Genomic DNA, 21,369 nt, shown 5'->3' on the forward strand with positions numbered 1-21,369 from the left:
CGCTAATTTTTCCCGTCTGGATTCGTTTTATAGGGACGACGTGCCTTTGTGCTTCCTGCCTATTGCTCCGGATCCCAAGAAATGAACGCTGAAGACTCCTTGAAACTTGCTCGCCGGTTTATCGGGTTGCCCCTGGAAAAACGCCAGATGTTCCTCCAGGCGCTGCAAAAAGAAGGGATCGACTTCTCGCGTTTTCCGATTCCGGCCCAGGTCGAGGCCGAGGATCGCCAGGCGTTGTCCTACGCCCAGCAGCGGATGTGGTTTCTGTGGCAACTGGATCCGGCCAGCGCCGCCTACAACCTGCCAGGAGCGGTGCGTCTGAAGGGGCGTTTGAGCCTGGCGGCGATCGAGCAGGCGTTTGCCAGCCTGATCGCGCGACATGAAACCCTGCGCACGGTGTTCCAGCGCCAGGCCGATGAGCGCCTGTTGCAAGTGCCCTGCGAGCCTGCGCTGGCGATCGAACCTCTGGATCTTTGCAACTTGCCGCCGGCCGAGCGCGAACAGGCGGTGATGGCCGCCGCCACCGCGCAATCGCTGCAGCCCTTCGACCTGGCCACCGGCCCGTTGCTGCGTGTGCAATTGCTCAAGCTTGCCGAGCAGGAGCATGTGTTGCTGTTGACCCTGCATCACATCGTCTCGGACGGCTGGTCGATGAACGTGCTGATCGACGAGTTCATCCGTTGCTATGACGCCTTTGAACGCCAGCAGTCGCCGCAATTGCCGGCCCTGCCGATCCAGTACAGCGACTACGCCCTGTGGCAGCGCCGCTGGCTGGAAGCCGGGGAGCAGGCGCGACAACTGGATTACTGGCGCGAGCAACTGGGCGATGAGCACCCGGTGCTGGAGTTGCCCCTGGACTTTGCGCGTCCAGCCGTGGCCAGTCATCAGGGCCAGCGTTTTGAGTTTGCGGTGCCGGCGCAATTGGCCGAGGGCGCGCGCTTGCTGGCGCGCCAGCAGAACGTGTCGTTGTTCACGGTGTTGCTGGCCGCCTTCAAGATCCTGCTGTTTCGCTACACCGGCCAGACCGACCTGCGGGTGGGCGTGCCGATTGCCAACCGGCACCGGGGTGAAACCGAAGGCTTGATCGGCCTGTTCGTCAACACCCAGGTCATGGCGGTGCACGTCGATGGGCAGGCGCGGGCCAGCGACTTGCTGCAGGTACTCAAGGACGTGGTCAATGGTGCCCAGGCCCACCAGGACCTGCCGTTCGAACGCCTGGTCGAGGCCCTCAAGCCAGAGCGCAGCCTGAGCCACACGCCGCTGTTCCAGGTGCTGTACAACCACCAGCCGCAAGTGGCTGATCTTGAGGCGCTGGTGCTGGAGTCCGGGCTGTCCCTGAGCCTGGTGGAGTGGCAAAGCCGCACCACCCAATTCGACCTGAGCCTCGACACCTGGGAGCAGGGTGGCACCCTGCGCGCCGCGCTGACCTTTGCCACGGACCTGTTCACATCCGCCACCATCGAACGCATGGCCCGTCATTGGATTCACATACTGGGCGGCATGGTCGACAACGTGCAGCAGCGTGTGGCCGAGTTGCCCATGCTGGATGCCGCAGACTACCAGCAGCAGATTCATGACTGGAACGCCACCGCCTCTGAGTACCCGCAACAGCGCAGTATTCATCGACTGATCGCCGAGCAGGTGGAGCGCCAGCCCGACGCCCTGGCCCTGACCTATGGCACCAAGACCCTGAGCTATCGCCAGCTGGACCGCCAAGCCAATCAACTGGCCCACAAACTGATCGAACTGGGCGTGGGCCCCGAAGTGCGGGTCGGCGTGGCCATGCAGCGTTCCGACGCCTTGATCATCGCCTTGCTTGGCGTGCTCAAGGCCGGTGGCGCCTATGTGCCGCTGGACCCGGATTACCCCGCCGACCGCGTCGCCTACATGCTCAAAGACAGCCGCGCCCAGGTGCTGCTGACCGAGGCCGAGCTGCTCGCAGACTTGCCCGAGACCCAGGCCCAGGTGCTGTTGATGGATAACCTGGCCGACTACCCGCTGACGGCACCCGTCACGCAGGTGGAGCCCGACAACCTGGCCTACGTGATCTACACCTCCGGGTCCACCGGCAAGCCCAAGGGCGTGGCGATTGCCCATGGCAACGTACTGGCGCTGATTCACTGGTCGCAGCAGGTCTACAGCCGTGAAGATATCCAGGGCGTGCTGGCCTCGACCTCAGTGTGTTTCGACCTGTCAGTGTGGGAAATTTTCGTCACCCTGGCCAACGGTGGCTCGCTGATTCTCGCGCGCAATGCCCTGGAACTGCCGGACTTGCCGGCCCGCGACCAGGTGCGCCTGATCAACACCGTGCCGTCGGCGATCAATGCCTTGCAGCGTGCCGGGCAGATCCCCGAGAGCGTGCGCATCATCAACCTCGCGGGTGAGCCACTGAAGCAGTCGCTGGTCGATAGCCTCTATCAGCAGCCGTCGATCAAACAGGTCTATGACCTGTACGGCCCCTCCGAAGACACCACCTATTCCACCTGGACGCCCCGCGAAGCGGGGGGCCAGCCATGCATTGGCCGACCGTTGAGCAACACCCAGGGTTACATCCTCGATGCCGATTTGCAGCCCGTACCCACCGGGTCCGCTGCCGAGTTGCACCTGGCCGGTGCCGGGATCACCCGGGGCTATCTCGGCCAGCCAGCCTTGACCGCCGAAAAGTATGTACCCAACCCATTTTCCACCACCGGCGAGCGCCTGTATCGCACCGGCGACCTGACCCGTTACCGCCCTGACGGCGTCATCGAATACGTCGGGCGCATTGACCATCAGGTGAAGATTCGCGGCCTGCGTATTGAACTGGGGGAAATCGAGGCACGTCTGCTCAGCCACCCGCAGATCAAGGAAGCGCTGGTGATCGCCCAGGATGGCCGGTTGCTGGTGGCCTATGTGGTGCCGGCGGCCATGCCGCAGGATCAAGCCGCGTTCGAACAAACCTTGCGCGCGCACCTGGCCGACACCCTGCCCGAATACATGCTGCCCACGGTGATCATGGCCTTGGCGCAATTCCCCGCGACCCCCAACGGCAAGCTGGACCGCAAGGCCTTGCCACGGGCCGGCGAGGCCAAGGTGCAGGCGTTCAGTGCGCCTCAGGAGCCCCGGCAGTTGCTGCTGGCCGGGATCTGGCAGGACATTCTGGGGCTGCCGCAGATCGGCCTGGATGACAACTTTTTCGAGTTGGGCGGCGACTCCATCGTGTCGATCCAGGTGGTCAGCCGCGCCCGTCAGGCCGGCCTGCAACTGGCGCCCAGCGACCTGTTCCGCCACCAGACCCTGCGTAGCCTGGCCGCTGCCGCCCGCGAAGTGTCGACGCTGACCATCGAGCAAGGGCCGGCCCAGGGCCCGGTGTTGCTGACCCCGGTCCAACAATGGTTCTTTGCCCAGGATATTCCGGCTCGCCAGCACTGGAACCAGTCGCTGCTGCTCACCCCCCGGCAGCCGGTCAACGTCGCGGCACTGGCGGCCGCGTTGCAGGCATTGGTGGCCCAGCACGATGCCTTGCGCCTGCGTTTCGTCGAGCGCGGGGAAGGCTGGGAGCAGGCGCACGCGGAATCGGCCACGGTGGATTTGTGGCAGCGCCAGGCCGCCAGCGTCGAGGCCTTGCGTGAGCAATGTGATCTCGCCCAGGCCAGCCTGGATCTGCAACGCGGCCCATTGATGCGGGCCATGCTGGTGGACATGGCCGACGGCAGCCAGCGCCTGTTGCTGGTGCTGCATCACTTGGTGGTGGATGGGGTGTCCTGGCGTGTGCTGCTGGAAGATCTGCAGCGCGGTTACGCCCAAGGCGTGGCCGGCGAACCCCTGGTGCCGGCGCACAAGACCAGTGCCTACCAGCAGTGGGCCGCACGCTTGGACGACTACAGCCGCAGCCCGGCGCTGCTGGCCGAGTTGCCGTACTGGCGCGAGCAATTGCAGGGCGTGGCAACCGACTTGCCTCGGGATAACCCGCAAGGCCGGCAAACCCAGGCAGTGGCTGAGCATATCCGCCTGCGCCTGGGCCGCGAACAGACTCGGCAACTGCTGCAACAGGCGCCTGCGGCCTACCGCACCCAGGTCAACGACCTGCTGCTGGCAGCCCTGGCGCGCACGGTCTGCCAATGGACCGGCCAACCCTCGGCGCTGATCCAACTGGAAGGCCACGGTCGCGAAGAACTGTTCGACGATATCGACCTGACCCGCACCCTGGGTTGGTTCACCAGCCTGTATCCATTGCGCCTGACCCCCAGCGGCGAGCTGGGCGACACCCTCAAGGCGATCAAGGAGCAATTGCGCCAGGTGCCCCACAAGGGCATTGGCTACGGCGTGCTGCGCTACGGCGCTGCGGCTGACGAGTTGGCGGCGCTGGCCCAGCCACGGATCACCTTCAATTACCTGGGGCAGTTCGACCAGCAGTTTGGCGAGGATGCGCTGTTCGTGCCGGCCAGCGAAGGCGGCGGCCAGGCCCAGAGCCTGGAGGCGCCCCTGGCCAACTGGCTGAGCGTGGAAGGGCGGGTATACGCTGGCGAGCTGGAACTGGACTGGAGCTTCAGTGGCGAAGTGTATCGTCGCCAGACCATTCAGGCCCTGGTGGATCACTGCGCCCAGACCTTGCACGAGTTGATCGAACATTGCCTCGATCCACAACAGGGCGGCGCCACACCTTCGGACTTTCCCCTGGTCAGCCTCGACCAGGCGCAACTGGAAGGCCTGGGCCTGCCCCTGGCGCAGATCGAGGACCTCTATCCGCTGTCGCCGATGCAGCAGGGCATGCTGTTCCACAGCGCCTACGACGCCGGTGGCGATGCCTATATCAACCAACTGCGCCTGACCATCGATGGCCTGGACGTGGAGCGGTTTGGCCAATGCTGGCAAGCGGTGCTGGAGCGCCATGAAGTATTGCGCGCGCGCTTCGTCTGGGAAGGCCAGGCGCAGGCGTTGCAAGCGATCCAGCGCTCGGCGCAACTGCCGCTGACGGTGCTGGACCAGGCCCCCGACGACCTCGATCGATTGGCCCTCGAACAACGCAAACAAGGCTTCGATCTGCATCAGGCGCCGTTGTTGCGCCTGGTGTTGGTACCGCTGGCGGGCCAGCGTTATGAGCTGATCTACACCAGCCATCACATCCTGATGGATGGCTGGAGCAACGCGCAGTTGCTTGGGGAAGTCCTGCAACGTTACGCAGGGCACGTGCCGGCGCCGGTCTGCGGGCGCTACGCCGACTATGTGGGCTGGCTGCTGGCCCAGGACGCCCGCGCCAGTGAACAGTTCTGGAGCGCACACCTGCAAGCGCTGGCCGCGCCGACCCTGCTGGCCAACGCCTTGCCGGCGCCGCGCTCAGGCAGCGGGCATGCCAGTCACCACCTGTTGCTGGATACCCACACCACGGCGCGCCTCGGGGCGTTTGCCCGGCACAACAAAGTCACCTTCAACACCCTGCTGCAAGCGGCCTGGGCGATTTTGCTGCAACGTTATTGCGGCCAGCCAAGCGTGGCCTTTGGCGCGACGGTGGCCGGGCGTCCGGCCCATTTGCCGGGGATCGAGCAGCAAGTCGGGCTGTTTATCAATACATTGCCGATCATTTGCAGCCCGGATGCCACCCATAGCGTCGCCAGCTGGCTGCAACAGGTGCAGGCGCACAGCGTGGCCCTGCGTGAGCACGAGCACACGCCGCTATACGACATTCAGCGCTGGGCCGGGCAGCCCGGCAGCGCACTGTTCGACACCTTGTTGGTGTTCGAAAACTACCCGGTGTCCCAGGCGCTGCAAGCCGGTGCTCCTGCCGGCTTGAGCTTCAGCGGGCTGCACAACCATGAACAGACCAGCTATCCGCTGACCCTGGGCATCGAGTTGGGTGAAACCCTGAGCCTGGATTTCAGCTACGCCCAGGCCGACTTCAGCCCGCAACAGATGCACGCTATCGGCACGAGTCTGCTGCAATTGCTTGAACAGTTTGTCGAGGATAACGGCCAGGCATTGGGCAACCTGAGCCTGCGCGATCCCGCCTTGGAGCAAGGCGCAGTGCAGCCGACGCTCGACCCGCTGCTGGCGCACCAGCGTATCGAACGGCGCGCCGCGGCGACCCCGGATGCCCTGGCCTTGATCAGCGGTGACGAGCGTTGGACCTACACCGAACTCAACCAACGCGCCAACCGCCTGGCCCACCGCCTGCGCGAGCAGGGTGTGATGCCTGGCCAGCGAGTCGGGCTGGCGGTGCGTCGCGGTGGGGCGATGATTGCCAGCCTGCTGGCGATCCTCAAGGCGGGTGCCGCCTATGTGCCGCTGGACCCTGATTACCCGGCCCAGCGCCTGGCCTACATGATTGATGACATCGCCATGGACTTGCTGCTGCGCCAGCCTGGTGTGCTCGACGACGCCCTGGCCGATGCCCGCGTACCGTGCCTGCTGCTCGACGGTTCGGAGCGCGACTACCCGTGTACCAACCTCGTCAACCTGGCGCTGGCCGAGCACCTGGCCTACGTGATCTACACCTCCGGCTCCACCGGGCAGCCCAAGGGCGTGTCCATCGCCCATGGTGCGCTGCGCGAGTTCTGCACGATCGCCGCCGAATACTCGCAACTCACCCCGCAGGAGCGGGTGCTGCAGTTCGCCACGTTCAGCTTCGACGGGTTTGTCGAGCAATGCTTCCCACCGTTGTGCGAAGGCGCCTGCCTGGTGCTGCGCGGTGACGACACCTGGGACACCGCGACCCTGTACGAGCAGATCATCGAGCACGGTGTGACCCTGGCCGACTTGCCGGCGGCGTACTGGTTCTTGCTGGCCCAGGACTGGGCAGCGGACCCGCAGCGCAGTCGCGGGCAATTGCGCCAGGTGCATGTCGGTGGCGAAGCAATGTCGGTGGAAGGGCTCAAGCTCTGGCACGCCGCCGGCCTTGGCAGCGTGCGCTTGCTCAACACCTATGGCCCGACCGAAGCCACGGTGGTATCCAGCACCCACTTGTGCCAACGGATGGATGCCGACGCGGCCAATGGCGTGCCGATTGGCCGTGCCTTGCCGGGGCGGGCGCTGTATGTGTTGGATCGCGACGCCAACCCGCTGCCCGATGACGTGGTCGGTGAGTTGTGCATTGCCGCGTGCGAGGGCTTGGCCCTGGGTTATCACCAGCGTCCGGCGCTGACTGCCGAGCGCTTCATTCCCGACCCATTCGCTGCCGTGGCTGGCAGCCGCGTGTACCGCAGCGGCGACCTGGCGCGCCGGGACGCAGCGGGCGTGGTGCATTACTGCGGGCGGATCGACCATCAGGTGAAGATCCGTGGGTTCCGTATCGAGCTCGGCGAAATCGAATCGCGGCTGCTGCAACAACCCGGTGTCCGTGACGCAGTGGTGCTGGCCCATCAGGGCGCAAGCGCCCAGCAACTGGTGGCCTATATCGTGCCGGCGCAAGCCGAGCCGGCCTTGCGCGAGCGGCTCAAGGCCAGTCTCAAGGCGAGCATGCCAGACTACATGGTGCCCACCTACTGGATGTTGCTAGACCACTTGCCGCTGACCCCCAACGGCAAACTCGACCGCAAGGCCCTGCCAGCGCCGGACGCCAGCTTGTTGCAACACGATTACGTGGCACCGGTCACGGCGCTGCAACAGCAACTGGCGGCTATCTGGCAAACGGTGTTGAACCTGCCGCGCGTGGGGTTGAACGACAACTTCTTCGAACTGGGCGGCGATTCGATCCTGTCGATGCAGGTGGTCAGCCGAGCCCGTCAGGCGGGCCTGCACTTTACTGCCAAGGCGTTGTTCGAGCAGCAGACCATTCACGGCCTGGCCACTGTAACCCGCAGCGGCGATGGCTTGCCGAGCATCGACCAGGGGCCGGTGGCCGGTGGCATGCCGTTGCTGGCGGTGCAGCAGGCCTTTTTTGACGAGGATATTCCCCAGCGTCAGCACTGGAACCAGTCCGTGCTGCTGACGCCCCAGCAGCCTTTGGACAGCGCACGACTTGCCCAGGCCTTGCAGGTGCTGGTTGCCCATCACGATGCGTTGCGCCTGAGGTTCCAGCAGCACGGCGAGCAATGGCTCGCCAGCCACGGCGAGGCGTCAACCCCTGCGCTGCTGTGGCAGCACCGGGTCAACGATGAAGCCGAGCTGCAGGCGCTGGCCGATCAAGCCCAGGCCAGCCTGGACCTGCAACACGGCCCGCTGCTGCGCGCGGTATTGTTCGATAAGGCCGATGGCAGCCAGCGCCTGCTGGTGATCATCCATCACCTGGTGGTCGACGGTGTGTCCTGGCGCATCCTCCTGCAAGACCTGCAGGACGCGTACCGCCAGCCCGCTGTGGGCCTGCCGGCCAAGACCACCGCGTTCAAAACCTGGGCCGAGCAACTGCAAGGGCTTGCCCGCAGCCCCGCGCTGCAAACCGAGATCGCGTTCTGGCAATCACTGCACGCAACCGACAACCCTCTGCCGGGCGCCAAGCCTGGTGCCAGCCTGCGCAGTCGCGATGGCGTGACGCTGGACACCCGCCTGGATGCCGACCTGACCCGGCGTTTGTTGCAGGAGGCTCCCGCGGCCTATCGCACCCAGGTCAATGACCTGCTGCTGACGGCATTGGCGCGGGTTATCACGCGCTGGACCGGGCGCCACGAAGTGCTGATCCAGCTCGAAGGCCATGGCCGTGAAGAGCTGTTCGACAACCAGGACCTGACCCGCACCGTGGGCTGGTTCACCAGCCTGTTCCCGGTACGCCTGGCACCTGCCGAGGCGCTGGGCGATTCGATCAAACAGGTCAAGGAGCAACTGCGCGCCATTCCCAATCGGGGCGTAGGCTTTGGCGCCTTGCGTTACCTGGGCGACGCTGCCGTGCAGCAAACCCTGGCAGCGCTGCCGGTGCCGCGTATTACCTTCAACTACCTGGGCCAGTTCGACAGCAGCCTCGAAGGCGGGCAAGCAGCCTTGTTCGTACCCAGTGGTGAACACGCCGGGCTGGAGCAGCACCCGGATGCGCCACTGGGCAACTGGTTAACCCTCAACGGCCAGGTGTTCGACGGCGAGCTGTGCCTGGGCTGGACCTTCAGCCAGCAGATGTTCGACGCCGCGACCATTGAGCCACTGGCCGATGCCCTGGCCGTGGAACTCAAGGCGCTGATTGAGCATTGCACGACCCGTGGCGAACACGGCGTGACGCCGTCGGACTTCCCGCTGGCGGCGTTGACCCAGGCGCAAGTGGATACGCTGGCTGACGTGCCTGCAGCCATCGAGGACATTTATCCGCTGTCAGCCATGCAGCAAGGCATGTTGTTCCACAGCCTGCTGGAGCAGGGCGGCGGCGATTATGTCAACCAGATGCAGGTCGGCATCGATGGCCTCGATCCCGAACGCTTCCGTGCGGCGTGGCAGGCGGTGGTCGATGCTCACCCGATCCTGCGCACGGCCTTTGCCTGGCAGGGTGGTTTGCCGCAGCCGGTGCAGGTGGTGCACAAGCAGCTTGAAGTACCGTTCAGCGTGCTCGACTGGCGTGACCGCAACGATCAACCGGCGGCACTGCAAGCGCTGGCCGCTGCCGAGTTGGCCCAGGGCTTTGCGTTGAACCAGCCAGGGCTGTTGCGCCTGGTGCTGGTGCGCCTGGATGAGCGTCGTAGCGAGCTGCTTTACACCCACCACCACATCCTGATGGATGGCTGGAGCAACTCCCAACTGTTGGGCGAAGTGCTGCAACGCTATGACGGCCAGGTGCCGACGCCGTCGGTGGGGCGTTATCGCGATTACATCGCCTGGTTGCAACGCCAGGATCAACAGGCCGGCCAACAGTTCTGGAGCGCCAACCTGGCGGCACTGGAAGAGCCGACCTTGCTGGCCCAGGCGGTCAGCGCCCCGGGGCCGGTGTTTGGCAGTGGCCATGGCGATCATTACCTGACGCTGGATGTGGAGCAAACCCGCCGTCTGGGCGAGTTTGCCCGCCAGCAGAAAGTCACCCCCAACACCCTGGTGCAAGCCGCGTGGCTGCTGCTGTTGCAACGCTATACCGGGCAGGACTGCGTGGCCTTTGGCGCCACGGTTGCCGGCCGCCCGGCAGACCTTGCGGGTATCGAGCAGCAGGTTGGGTTGTTTATCAACACCTTGCCGGTGATTGCCAGCCCGCGCGCTGAGCAAACCGTCAGCCAATGGCTGCACGCCGTACAGGCGCAAAACCTGGCCCTGCGCGAGCATGAGCACACGCCATTGTTCGATATCCAGCGCTGGGCCGGGCACAGCGGTGACGCGCTGTTCGACAGCCTACTGGTGTTTGAAAACTACCCGGTGGCCGAAACCCTCAAGCGCGGTGCGCCCCAGGGGCTGGTGTTCGGTGAGGTACGCAGTGTCGAGCAGACCAACTACCCGCTGAGTCTGCTGGTCAGCCTGGGCGAGACCCTGACGGTGCATATGCGCTTTATCCATGCGCATTTTGGCGTCGGCACCATCGACGAACTCAGCGAACATTTGCGTCACCTGCTGCTGGGCATGCTCGATCAGCCCGAGCTGGCGCTGGGTGGTTTGTTGATGCAAGGCGTCGCCCGCCAACGCGAGGTGGTCGCGCAATGGAATCCGCCAGCGGTGGAATACCCGCGCGAGCAGTGCATTCATCAATTGTTCGAGGCCCAGGCCGAGCGCGCGCCCGGTGCCGTCGCCCTGGTATTTGGCCAACAGTCGCTGACCTATGGCGAGCTGAACCGCCAGGCCAACCAACTGGCCCACCGGCTGCTGGCCGAAGGTGTCGGGCCGGACCATCTGGTGGGGATTGCGGTGGAGCGTGGCTTGCCGATGATCATCAGCCTGCTGGCGATCCTCAAGGCCGGTGGCGCCTACGTGCCGCTGGACCCGGCTTACCCGGCCGATCGCCTGGCGTACATGATGCAAGACAGCGGCCTGGGCTTACTGATTACCCAGGCGCCGCTGCTCGGTGCGCTGCCGATTCCGGGCGGTGTGCAGGCACTGGTGCTGGAGGGCGAGGCGGGCTGGTTCGCCGGTTATCCGAGCCACAACCCTCCCGCGTCGGCGGGGCCGGACAACCTGGCCTATGCGATCTACACCTCCGGTTCCACCGGCAAGCCCAAAGGTGTGATGGTGGCCCATGGCGCCCTCGGCAACTTCATTGCGAGCATGGCCCGCGCACCGGGGCTTGCGGCGGGTGAGCGGATCCTCTCGCTGACGACGTTCTCGTTCGACATCTTCGGCCTGGAGATCTACCTGCCGCTGACCGTCGGCGCCTGTGCGGTGCTGGTGGACAAAGACACCACCCTCGACCCGGACGCGATCCTCACCACGGTCGCGACCCAGCGCGTCAACACCCTGCAAGCCACGCCCTCGACCTGGCGCATGTTGCTCGACAGCCCGCAGGTGGCGGCATTGCAAGGCTGCACCTTGCTCTGCGGTGGCGAAGCCCTGGCCGATGAACTGGCGGCACGCATGCTCGCCCTCGGCGGCGTGGTGTGGAACCTCTACGGGCCGACCGAAACCACCATCTGGTCGGCCGCCCATCGCCTCGACGGCCAGCCATGGCTGGGCCGGCCCATCGACAACACCGCGTTGTACATCCTCAGCCAGGACGGCGCGCTGGCCCCGGTCGGCGTGCCCGGCGAGCTGTTGATCGGCGGCGATGGCCTGGCGCGCGGCTACTTCCAGCGCCCCGGCCTGACTGCCGAGCGCTTCCTGCCAGACCCATTCGGTGCCCCCGGCCAGCGCCTGTACCGCACCGGCGACCTGGCGCGTTATCGCGTCGAAGGGGTGATCGAGTACCTCGGACGCCTGGACCACCAGGTGAAAATCCGCGGCTTTCGTATCGAACTGGGGGAAATCGAGGCGCGCATCCAGGCCCAGGACACGGTGCGCGAAGCGGCCGTGGTGGCCCTGGACGGCCCCAGCGGGCCACAACTGGTGGGCTATGTGGTGCTCGCCGAAGCTACCGATAGCACCGAACAACACGCAGCGTTGCGCGAGTCGATCAAGGCCGGCCTCAAGCAGCACCTGGCCGACTACATGGTCCCGACACACCTGGTGTTTGTCCCCCAGATGCCCCTGACCCCCAACGGCAAGCTGGACCGCAAGGCCCTGCCGGCCCCGGACGTCAGCCAGATGCAACAGGCCTATGTGGCGCCGGTTGCGCCGCTTGAGCAGCAACTGGCCGAGATCTGGCAGCAAGTGCTCACGGTCGAGCGCGTGGGGCTTGTCGACAACTTCTTCGACCTCGGAGGGCATTCCCTGCAAGTGGTGGTGATGCTGTCCCGGGTGCGGGCGGTGCTTGGGGTGGACGTGGCCGTGAAGGACTTTTATGCCCAGGGCAGCCTTGGGGCGTTGGCCCAAACGTTGGCCGACGCGGTCCAGGACGACGGCCTGGGAGATGACTTTGACCTGATCTTCGATGCCCTCGATGAGCTGGAGCAGGAAAACCTGGAGGAAAGCAATGCTTAACAAAACTGCGGAACTGGTGGCGCGCATCAAGGACTTGAGCGCACCCAAGCGCGCGCAACTGTTCAGCAAGCTGGAGCAACAGGGCGTCAACGTCGCGCGTTTTCCGATTGTGCCGGCGAGCGAAACCGGGCCTCAGCAACTGTCGTATGCCCAACAGCGGCAATGGTTTCTCTGGCAGTTCGACCCTCAGGGCAGTGCCTATAACATCTGCGCGGCATTGCGTTTAAAGGGCCAACTGGATGTCGAGGCGCTGCAATGCAGCCTGTCGCAGCTGTTGGCGCGCCATGAAGGCTTGCGCGCCGGCTTTGTGCAGCAGGATGAGCAGGTGCGCTGCATTGTCCGGCCCATCGAAGCGCTGGAACTCGTGGTAGAGGACGCTGCGGCGGGCGACCCCGAGTCCGCAGTCAAGGCCTTTGTCCAGGCGCAGAGCAGCCAGCCGTTCGACCTGCAACACGATCTGCTGCTGCGTGCCGCACTGTTGCGCCTGGCGGACGATGAGCATGTGCTGGTACTGACGCTGCACCACATCATCACCGATGGCTGGTCGATGCAGATCATGATCGATGAGCTGCTGGCGCTGTACATCGCCCAGGTCACGGGTACGCCCTGTGAGTTACCGGCGCCGGTCATTCAATACGCCGACTACGCCGCCTGGCAACGACAGTGGCTGGAGGCCGGGGAAGGGCGTCGGCAGCTGGATTATTGGCGCGCCAAGCTGGGCAGCGAGCACGTGTTGCTTGAGCTACCGGTGGATCGCCCACGCCTGGCGCCGCCGGACCAGCGCGGCGCGACACTGCCGCTGGCGTTGGACCGCGCCTTGAGCGACGGCCTCAAAGGCTTGGCGCAGCAGCAAGGGGTGAGTCCGTTCATGCTGTTGCTGGCGTCGTTCCAGGTGCTGTTACACCGCTACAGCGGCCAGTCGGATATCCGGGTCGGCGTGCCCACCGCCAACCGCAACCGGGCCGAGACGGAGCGGGTCATCGGCTTTTTCGTCAACACCCAGGTGATGCAGGCCACGCTCGACAGCCAGCAGCCGTTTGCGGACTTTGTGCAAACCGTCAAGGCCGCCGCCCACGAGGCCCAGACTTGGCAGGACCTGCCGTTCGAGCAATTGGTGGAGGCGCTGCAACCCGAGCGCAACAGCCTGCACACGCCGTTGTTCCAGGTCATGTTCAACCACCAGATGGAAGCCGGGCGGTTTGCCGATGGCCAGCCCTTGGGGGGGCTGCTGTGTACACCCGTCGACTCGGAAAACCTCAGTGCGCCGTTCGACCTGACCCTCAACACCTTCGACGGCCCCGACGGCCTGTCGGCGGCGCTCACCTATGCCACCGATATCTTTGACGCCTCGACCGTCGAGCGCATGGCGCGGCACTGGCAGGCCTTGTTGCAGGGCATGGTCGATGATCCCCGGCAGCGCATCGGCCAATTGCCGATGCTCAGCGCCGCCGAACAACACCTAGCGCTGCAAACCTGGAACGCCAGCGCCGCCGACTACCCCCGTGACAGCGCCATCCACTCGTTGATCGAGTCCCAGGCTGCCCGTACGCCGGATGCGCTGGCGTTGGTGTTTGATACCCAATCGCTGACCTTTGCCCAGCTCAACCAGCAGGCCAACCGCCTGGCTCATCGCCTGATCGAAAGCGGTGTGGGCCCGGATGTGCTGGTGGGCATCGCGGTGCAGCGCAGTGTCGACCTGGTGGTCGGGCTGCTGGCGATTCTCAAGGCCGGTGGCGCTTATATCCCGCTGGATCCGGCGTACCCCGAGGATCGCCTGGCCTACATGATGCAAGACAGCGGCCTGGCCCTGCTGCTGACCCAGGCACCGTTGCTCGCGCGCTTGCCGATCCCGGCCGGGGTCACTGCGCTGGCCCTGGACCAGCCGGGTGCGTGGCTCGATGGCTACAGCGTGGAAAACCCGCTGCCGCGCAGCACCGCAGAACACCTGGCCTATGTGATCTACACCTCCGGCTCCACGGGTAAACCCAAAGGGGTGATGGTGCGCCATGGCGCCCTGACCAATTTCGTGTGCAGCATGGCTCGCCAACCAGGGCTGGACGCCCATGATCGGTTGCTGTCGCTGACCACCTTTTCGTTCGATATTTTCGGCCTGGAAATCTACGGGCCGCTGCTGGTCGGCGCCACCCTGGTGTTGACCGGGCAGGACATCAATCTCGACCCGCAAGCCTTGCTCACCCTGGTCAAACAGCAGCGCATCAGCGTGTTGCAAGCCACGCCTTCCACATGGCGCATGCTGCTCGATCACCCCCAGGCGGATGCCCTCAAGGGCTGCAAGCTATTGTGCGGCGGCGAAGCGCTGCCCCTGGAACTGGCGACCCGCCTTTTGGCGCTATCGCCCCAGGTCTGGAACCTCTACGGGCCGACCGAAACCACCATCTGGTCGGCGCAGTACCCACTCGCGCCAACCCAGCCACAGCCGTGGCTCGGCGGGCCGATTGCCAATACCAGCCTGTCTATCCTCGACGATAACCTGGCGCCGGTAGCGGTCGGGGTCGCCGGCGAGTTGTTGATTGGCGGCGACGGCCTGGCGCGGGGTTATTTCCAGCGTCCGGCACTCACCGCCGAGCGCTTCCTGCCCGACCCGTTCGGCGCTCCCGGTGCGCGCCTGTATCGCACCGGTGACCTGGCGCGCTACCGCGCGGATGGGGTGATCGAGTACATCGGTCGGGTGGATCACCAGGTGAAGATCCGTGGGTTGCGGATCGAACTGGGGGAAATCGAAGCGCGACTGCTGGAGCAACCACAGGTGCGCGAAGCGGCCGTGGTGGTGCGGGACGTCGCAGGCCATCCGCAGTTGGTGGCGTACGTGGTCGCCATGCAAGCGGTGAGCGATGAGCAGGCTTTGCGTGACGCCTGCAAGCTTCAGCTCAAGGGCGACCTGCCGGAATACATGGTGCCCAGCCATTGGGTGTTCCTTGATAGCCTGCCGCTGACCCCCAACGGCAAGCTCGACCGCAAGGTGTTGCCGGCGCCGGATGCCAGTGCCTTGCAGCAGCACTACATCGCGCCGCGCAACACCCTGGAGCAGCAGATCGCCGAGGTCTGGCAACAGGTGCTGGGCCTGGCACAGGTGGGGGTGAGCGACAACTTCTTCGAGTTGGGCGGGCACTCACTGCTGGCCACCCAGGTGATCGCACGGCTTAAGCCTATCCTGGCCAGCAGCCCGGGTTTGCGTGACCTGTTCAATGCCCCAGTGCTGGAAGACTTTGCCGCATTGCTGGCAAGCCGCTCGGCCGCACCCCCGGCGCAGATCGCCTTGCACGCCCATGGCCCGCGCAGCACTGCGCCCTTGTCCCTGGCCCAGCGCCGCTTGTGGGTGGCCGAGCAGTTTTCGGCCGGCAACGGCGCGTATGGCATGCCGTTGGCGTTGCGATTGCGGGGCGAAGTCTCGGTGCCGTTGCTGATGGAAAGCCTCAAGTGCGTGGTGCAACGCCACGAGGTGCTGCGCACCGCTTATGTCGCCGACGATGACGGCGATCCCCTGGCGGTGATCGCACCTGACGTGACGGTGGACTTCGCCCTGGTCGACCTGTCGCACATGGACCGTATCGAACAGGAAGCCCAGGTCGCCCAGGCCACCCTCGACAACACCCGGCGCCCGATCAACCTGGCACAGGCGCCGTTGTTCCGTGGGCAGATCCTGCGCCTGGGCGCCCATGAACATGTGCTGCTGTATTCGATGCACCACATCATCTCCGATGGCTGGTCGATGGCGGTGCTGGTCGGTGAACTGGTGCAGCACTACGCCGCGCTCAAGCTGGGGCGTGGCATCGATCTGCCGCCGCTGCCGGTGCAATACAGCGACTACGCCCAATGGCAGTTGGAGTTGGAGCAGGCCGGGGTGTTGCAGCAACAGGCCGGCTACTGGAAGGGCGCCCTGGCCGGTCACCCTGGGCAACTGCTGCTACCGACAGACTTTGCGCGGCCGCCGATGCCGTCCTTCGAGGGCTCCAGCGAGTCATTCAGCGTGCCGCCGGCGTTGGGCGAGGCACTGAAAAGCCTGTCCGCACGCCAGGGTGTCACGCCTTACACCACGTTGTTGGCCGCATTCCAGGTGTTGCTGCACCGCCTCGCCGCCAGCGACGACCTGCTGGTGGGCGCCGATGTGGCGGGGCGTCAGCATGCCGAGCTGGAAGGCCTGATTGGTTTCTTCGTCAACATCCTGCCCCTGCGTTCGCGCTTCGACGCCAAGGCGCGGTTCAGCGATTTCCTCGCTGCTGCCCGGGAAACCACGCTTACGGCCTTCGAGCACCAGGACCTGCCCCTGGACATGATCGCCGAAGCCAGCAACGTGCCGCGTCACAAGGGCTTCAACCCCTTGGTGCAAGTGCTGTTTGTGATGAACAACCTGCCGGTGCACAGCGCGGGCCTGGCGGACATTGCCGTGGAAACGGTGCCCAGCCTGGGCGGCTATTCCAAGTTCGATATGGCGCTGTTTATCGACGAAGAGGCTGGGCAGTGGCAAGGCACCTGGCAGTACGCCAATGACTTATTCAAACAAGAGCGCATCACCGAACTAGTGAGCGCCTGGATGGGAATTCTTCAACAGATTGTCATGGATCCAGACATCCGATTAGGGGACATCATCATGCCGTCGAATACCGCTGTTGCTCCTGCCACTCCTGCCAGCCCGAAGGCCGACAAGCTGGGCAAGTTCCTCAAGAAACCGTCGAACCCGGTGGCCAGGGCGCCGCTGCCGGTCATGCGCGAGTCACTGTTAAACGCCGACCAGGTGTTCCCGTTGCTGATGGAGCCCAACGACCCGGGTCTCGACCTGGTGACCTGGGTCCAGGCCAATCGCGCCCTGGTCGAAGAGAAACTTGCGCGGCACGCGGGGATCCTGTTCCGTGGCTTTGCCATGCGCGATATCCACGATTTCGAGGCCTTTGCCGAAGCGGTCCAGCCGGGCCTGTACGGCCAGTACGGCGACTTGCCGAAGAAAGAGGGCGGCAAGAATACCTACCGCTCCACGCCGTATCCGGAAAAGAAAATGATCCTGTTCCACAACGAGAGCTCGCACCAGGATCGTTGGCCGCGCAAGCAACTGTTCTTCTGTGAACAACCGTCGCCCGTGGGCGGGGCCACGCCGGTGGTCGATTGCCGGCTGATGTACCAGCGCCTACCGCAGGCGTTGCGCGATACCTTCGAAAGCAAGGGCCTGCTGTATGTGCGCACCTTCGCCGACAAGCTCGACGTGTCCTGGCAGCACTTCTTCAAGACTGAAGATCGCGCCCAGGTCGAGCAGCGCTGCGCCCTGGCCGGCATCCAGTGGGCCTGGCTGGACAACGACGAGCTGCAAATCCGCACCCCGTGCCCGGCGATCATCACTCACCCGAGCACCGGCGAAAAAACCTTCTTCAACCAGGTGCAACTGCACCATATCTACTGCCTGGACCCCGACGTGCGCGACGACCTGCTGGGCCTGTTCGGCGCCGAGCGCATGCCGCGCCACGTGTATTACGGCGACGGCAGCCCGATTGAAGACGAGGTGATGCAGCAACTGGGCGAACTCTACGAGGCCTGCGCGGTGCGCTTTGACTGGCGCAAGGGCGATGTGATCCTGCTGGACAACATGCTCGCCGCCCACGCCCGCGACCCCTTTGAAGGCCCGCGCAAAATCGTCGTGGCCATGGGCGAAATGATCGAACGGCGCGACCTGGAAACGGTAGCGCCCTCCACACGTATGCAAACTGAAGGGACTGACGCATGAGTACGCTTAACGATGCAGGCCTGGCGCTGCTCGCGGAACAGCAACAGCGGGTGCTGGACGCCCAGGACGGAGCGAGCTGGGGCGATATCGCGCACCTGCTGACGATCCAGATCAGCGGCGCACTCGACGTGCCACGCCTGCGGGCGGCTATCAACGGGTTGCGTCAGCGTCACACCGCGCTGGCCGCGCGTTTGGCGAATGCCCCCGGTTACCGCGGCCTGCGGCAGTTCTTTGATGCCGGTGCGGCGAATGACGCATTGACGGTGGATGAGGCCAGCAACACCGCGCAGGTCTTGGCGCTGTGGTGCCAGCGCCCGGTGAGCCTGGCGTCGGGGCTGTTTTTCGAGGGCCTGTTGCAGCGTATCGACACCCAGCAGTGGCAACTGACCTTGGGCCTGGCGGGTTTTGTCGGCGATCAGGCGAGCCTGGGGATCCTCTATCAAGACCTGTGCACAGCCTATGAGCAGGGCAGTTGCAGTGTGGACGAGGAACTGGGGCAGTTTGCCCAGTACCTGGAGTGGCACGCAGAAGTGGTGCTGGACGAAGACGCGCACACTGCCAAAGCCTATTGGCAAGCCTACCTGCCGGGAGCGGGCGCGCTGGCACCGGACTTGCCGGGCCGCTACGCCAATACCGTGCAGGGCAACGCTGCAGGGCAGTCCTTGAGCAGCGACATCGCCCCGGGTGTGTTGGCGCGCCTGGGCTCGCTCGCCACCCAGCACGACACCCAAGTGACCACGCTCTTGCAAGCCGCGTGGTGGGTGCTGCTGGCGCGGATCAGCGGCCGCGAAGGGTTTGTCGCTGGCCTGCGGCATGACGCGCGCCAGGACTATGAGTTCTTCGCGCCGACCGTGGGCCTGCTGGAAAGAACCCTGGCGCTGAACCTCAACCTGGCGCCGACGGCCTCGTTCAGCAGCGTTTTGGCGCAGCTGGCGGGCGTGCTGGACAGCCATGGCACCTGGCAGGAATATGCGCCGCTCGACGCGGGCCTGCCGCTGACCCACGGCTTTGGCGTGCGCCAGCAACCGGCCTCGCGCACGCAGGGCACCAGCGCCTGGCGCTGCGCCTACCGTGCTGATAGTCGGCCGCTGTTCGAACTGGCGTTGACCGTCAGTGTGGAGGAGGGCGGTGCCGTCTGCGGCCTGTCGTTGGACTATGCCGCGGCGGTGTACAGCCAGGCCGCGATGCAGACGCTGCTGGCGCAGTATCAAGTGCTGCTCGCCAGTTTGCTGGCGCAGCCGGACGCAGCCATCGCCACCCTGAGTCTTTTGGGTGAGGCGGAACGCCAACGCCTATTGGCCTTAAACCCAGCGCCGCAAGTGCTGGAAGAGCGGGTGCTGTTGCCCGAGCATATTCGCAACTGGGCGGAAATCACCCCGGATGCAGTGGCGCTGGTCGCGGGCGATCAAGCATTGACCTATGCCGAGCTGGAGGGCGGCGTGCGTCAACTGGCCAGCCGTCTGTGCGGTCATGGCGTGACCGCGGGGAGCATCGTCGCCCTGGCCTTGCCGCGCGGTGTCGCGCAGGTGCAGACCATTCTCGCCGCCTGGCGCACAGGTGCCGCCTACCTGCCCCTGGACCCGAGCTGGCCGGCGGCGCGCCAGGCCCAACTGGTGGAACAGGCTGGCGCGCAACTGCTCGTCACCCAGGGCACGGTGCTGGCTGGTTTGGGCTGCGCAGTGCTGGACCTCGATCAACCGCTGCAGCAGCCATTGCCGCAAGGGCCTAGCGCCAACCTGCAAGGCCACGACGCGGCTTACGTGCTGTTTACTTCCGGCACCACCGGTGTGCCCAAGGGCGTGGTGGTGGAGCATCGGCAATTGCTCAACTATGTCGCGGGTGTCAGCAGTGAACTGGACCTGGCCGCCTGCCGGCACTTCGCCCAGGGCTCCACGGTCGCCGCAGACTTGGGCAATACCAGCCTGTTCGGCGCGCTGTACAACGGTGCCACCTTGCATATCGCTGATGAAGCCACGATGCAGGACCCGCAGGCCTTTGCAGCATTCATCCAGACCCAGGGCATCAACTGCCTGAAGATCGTCCCGTCCCATCTCGCCGCCTTGCTCGAGGCGCCGCAGCCGCAAGTGCCTGCTACCCTGATCCTGGGCGGCGAAGCAATCGGCCAGGGGTTGGTGGAGCGCATCTTCAACCTGCGCCCCGATTGCCGCCTGTTCAACCACTATGGCCCCAGCGAAACCACCGTCGGCGTCGCTGTGCATGCGATCCGCCCGCAGGACTTGCAGCAACTGGGCGTTCCCCTGACTCGGGTCCTGCCCAACAACCAGTTGTATATTCTCAGCGAGGACCAGCAACTGCTGGCCAGCGGTGAACTGGGTGAACTGTATATCGGCGGGCAGCAATTGTGCCGTGGCTATCTCAACGACCCGGCGCAGACCGACGCAGCGTTTATCAGCAGCCCGTTTGCCCCTGGCGAGCGCCTCTACCGCAGCGGCGACCTGGCCCGCTACCTGCCCCAGGGCGGTATCGTGCTGTATGGCCGGCGCGACCATCAGGTGAAAGTGCGTGGGTTCCGTATCGAACTGGCAGAGATCGAACAACACCTGCTGCGCGCCCCAGGTGTGAGCGAAGCCGTGGTGTTACTGGCGCAGGATGAGCCGGTAGCCTTTGTACTGCCAAGCCAGGACGCGCCTGCCGAGTGGCTGCCAACCCTCAAGCAACACATGATCGAGCACTTGCCGGCGGTGATGGTGCCGCGTCAGTACCAAGTGGTGCAGCACATGCCCCGCCTGGGCAATGGCAAAGTCGACCGCCAGGCCTTGCAGCGCCTGGAACTGATCGAAGAAGACGACAGCTTCGTCGAACCCCTGGACGCCCTCGAGGCCCTGCTGGCCAGCCGCATGGCCCAGTTGCTGGGCCGCGAACGCCTGAGCCGCGACCGCGACTTCTTTGCCGCTGGCGGCCATTCGCTGCTGGTGATCAAGTTGGTGGCGGGGATTCGCAAACTGCTGCACTGCGAAGTCCACCCTGGCATCGTGTTCGACCACCCAAGCCCCGGGGCACTGGCCCAGGCCCTGCGTGCCCAGGAAGACAGTCCCGGCCAACTGGAGAAACTGGCCCAGGCACGTTTGCGCCTGGATGCATTGAGCCCAGAAGAGAAGGCCGCATTGCTGGAAAGGGCGCGCCAACAGGCGGCGGTGCAGAGCTAAGGCAGTGGCGGGCGCTGGCGGTCAATCAGCGCCCGCTAATTTTATGCTGTTGCGAACGATTCTCATAAATTGTAGTCTAGCGCCCCCTATGTG

The 21,369-nt window shown here is 65.0% G+C and carries 3 protein-coding genes; all 3 read left to right on the forward strand.

The window, feature by feature from the left end; translation table 11 throughout:
• Positions 1–81: 81 nt before the first annotated feature.
• The 3 genes from C5F71_RS23325 to C5F71_RS23335 are packed head-to-tail and all read left to right on the forward strand — an operon-like array spanning position 82 to position 21,276.
• Entirely contained in the window at positions 82–12,378 is a 12,297-nt protein-coding gene (locus C5F71_RS23325) for a non-ribosomal peptide synthetase (protein ID WP_104912055.1), read from the forward strand.
• Positions 12,371–18,109 carry a non-ribosomal peptide synthetase gene (locus C5F71_RS23330; protein WP_256587992.1) on the forward strand — a complete coding sequence of 1,913 codons (5,739 nt, stop codon included), beginning with the start codon at positions 12,371–12,373 and terminating at the stop codon, positions 18,107–18,109. Before C5F71_RS23325 ends, C5F71_RS23330 begins: the two co-directional genes overlap by 8 nt.
• Positions 18,106–21,276 (forward strand): amino acid adenylation domain-containing protein, encoded by a 3,171-nt coding sequence (locus C5F71_RS23335; protein ID WP_104912057.1) that lies wholly within the window; start codon positions 18,106–18,108, stop codon positions 21,274–21,276. Before C5F71_RS23330 ends, C5F71_RS23335 begins: the two co-directional genes overlap by 4 nt.
• Positions 21,277–21,369: the final 93 nt, after the last annotated feature.

This window comes from Pseudomonas sp. LG1D9 (assembly GCF_002949995.1).
GTDB classification, from domain to species: Bacteria; Pseudomonadota; Gammaproteobacteria; order Pseudomonadales; family Pseudomonadaceae; genus Aquipseudomonas; species Aquipseudomonas proteolytica.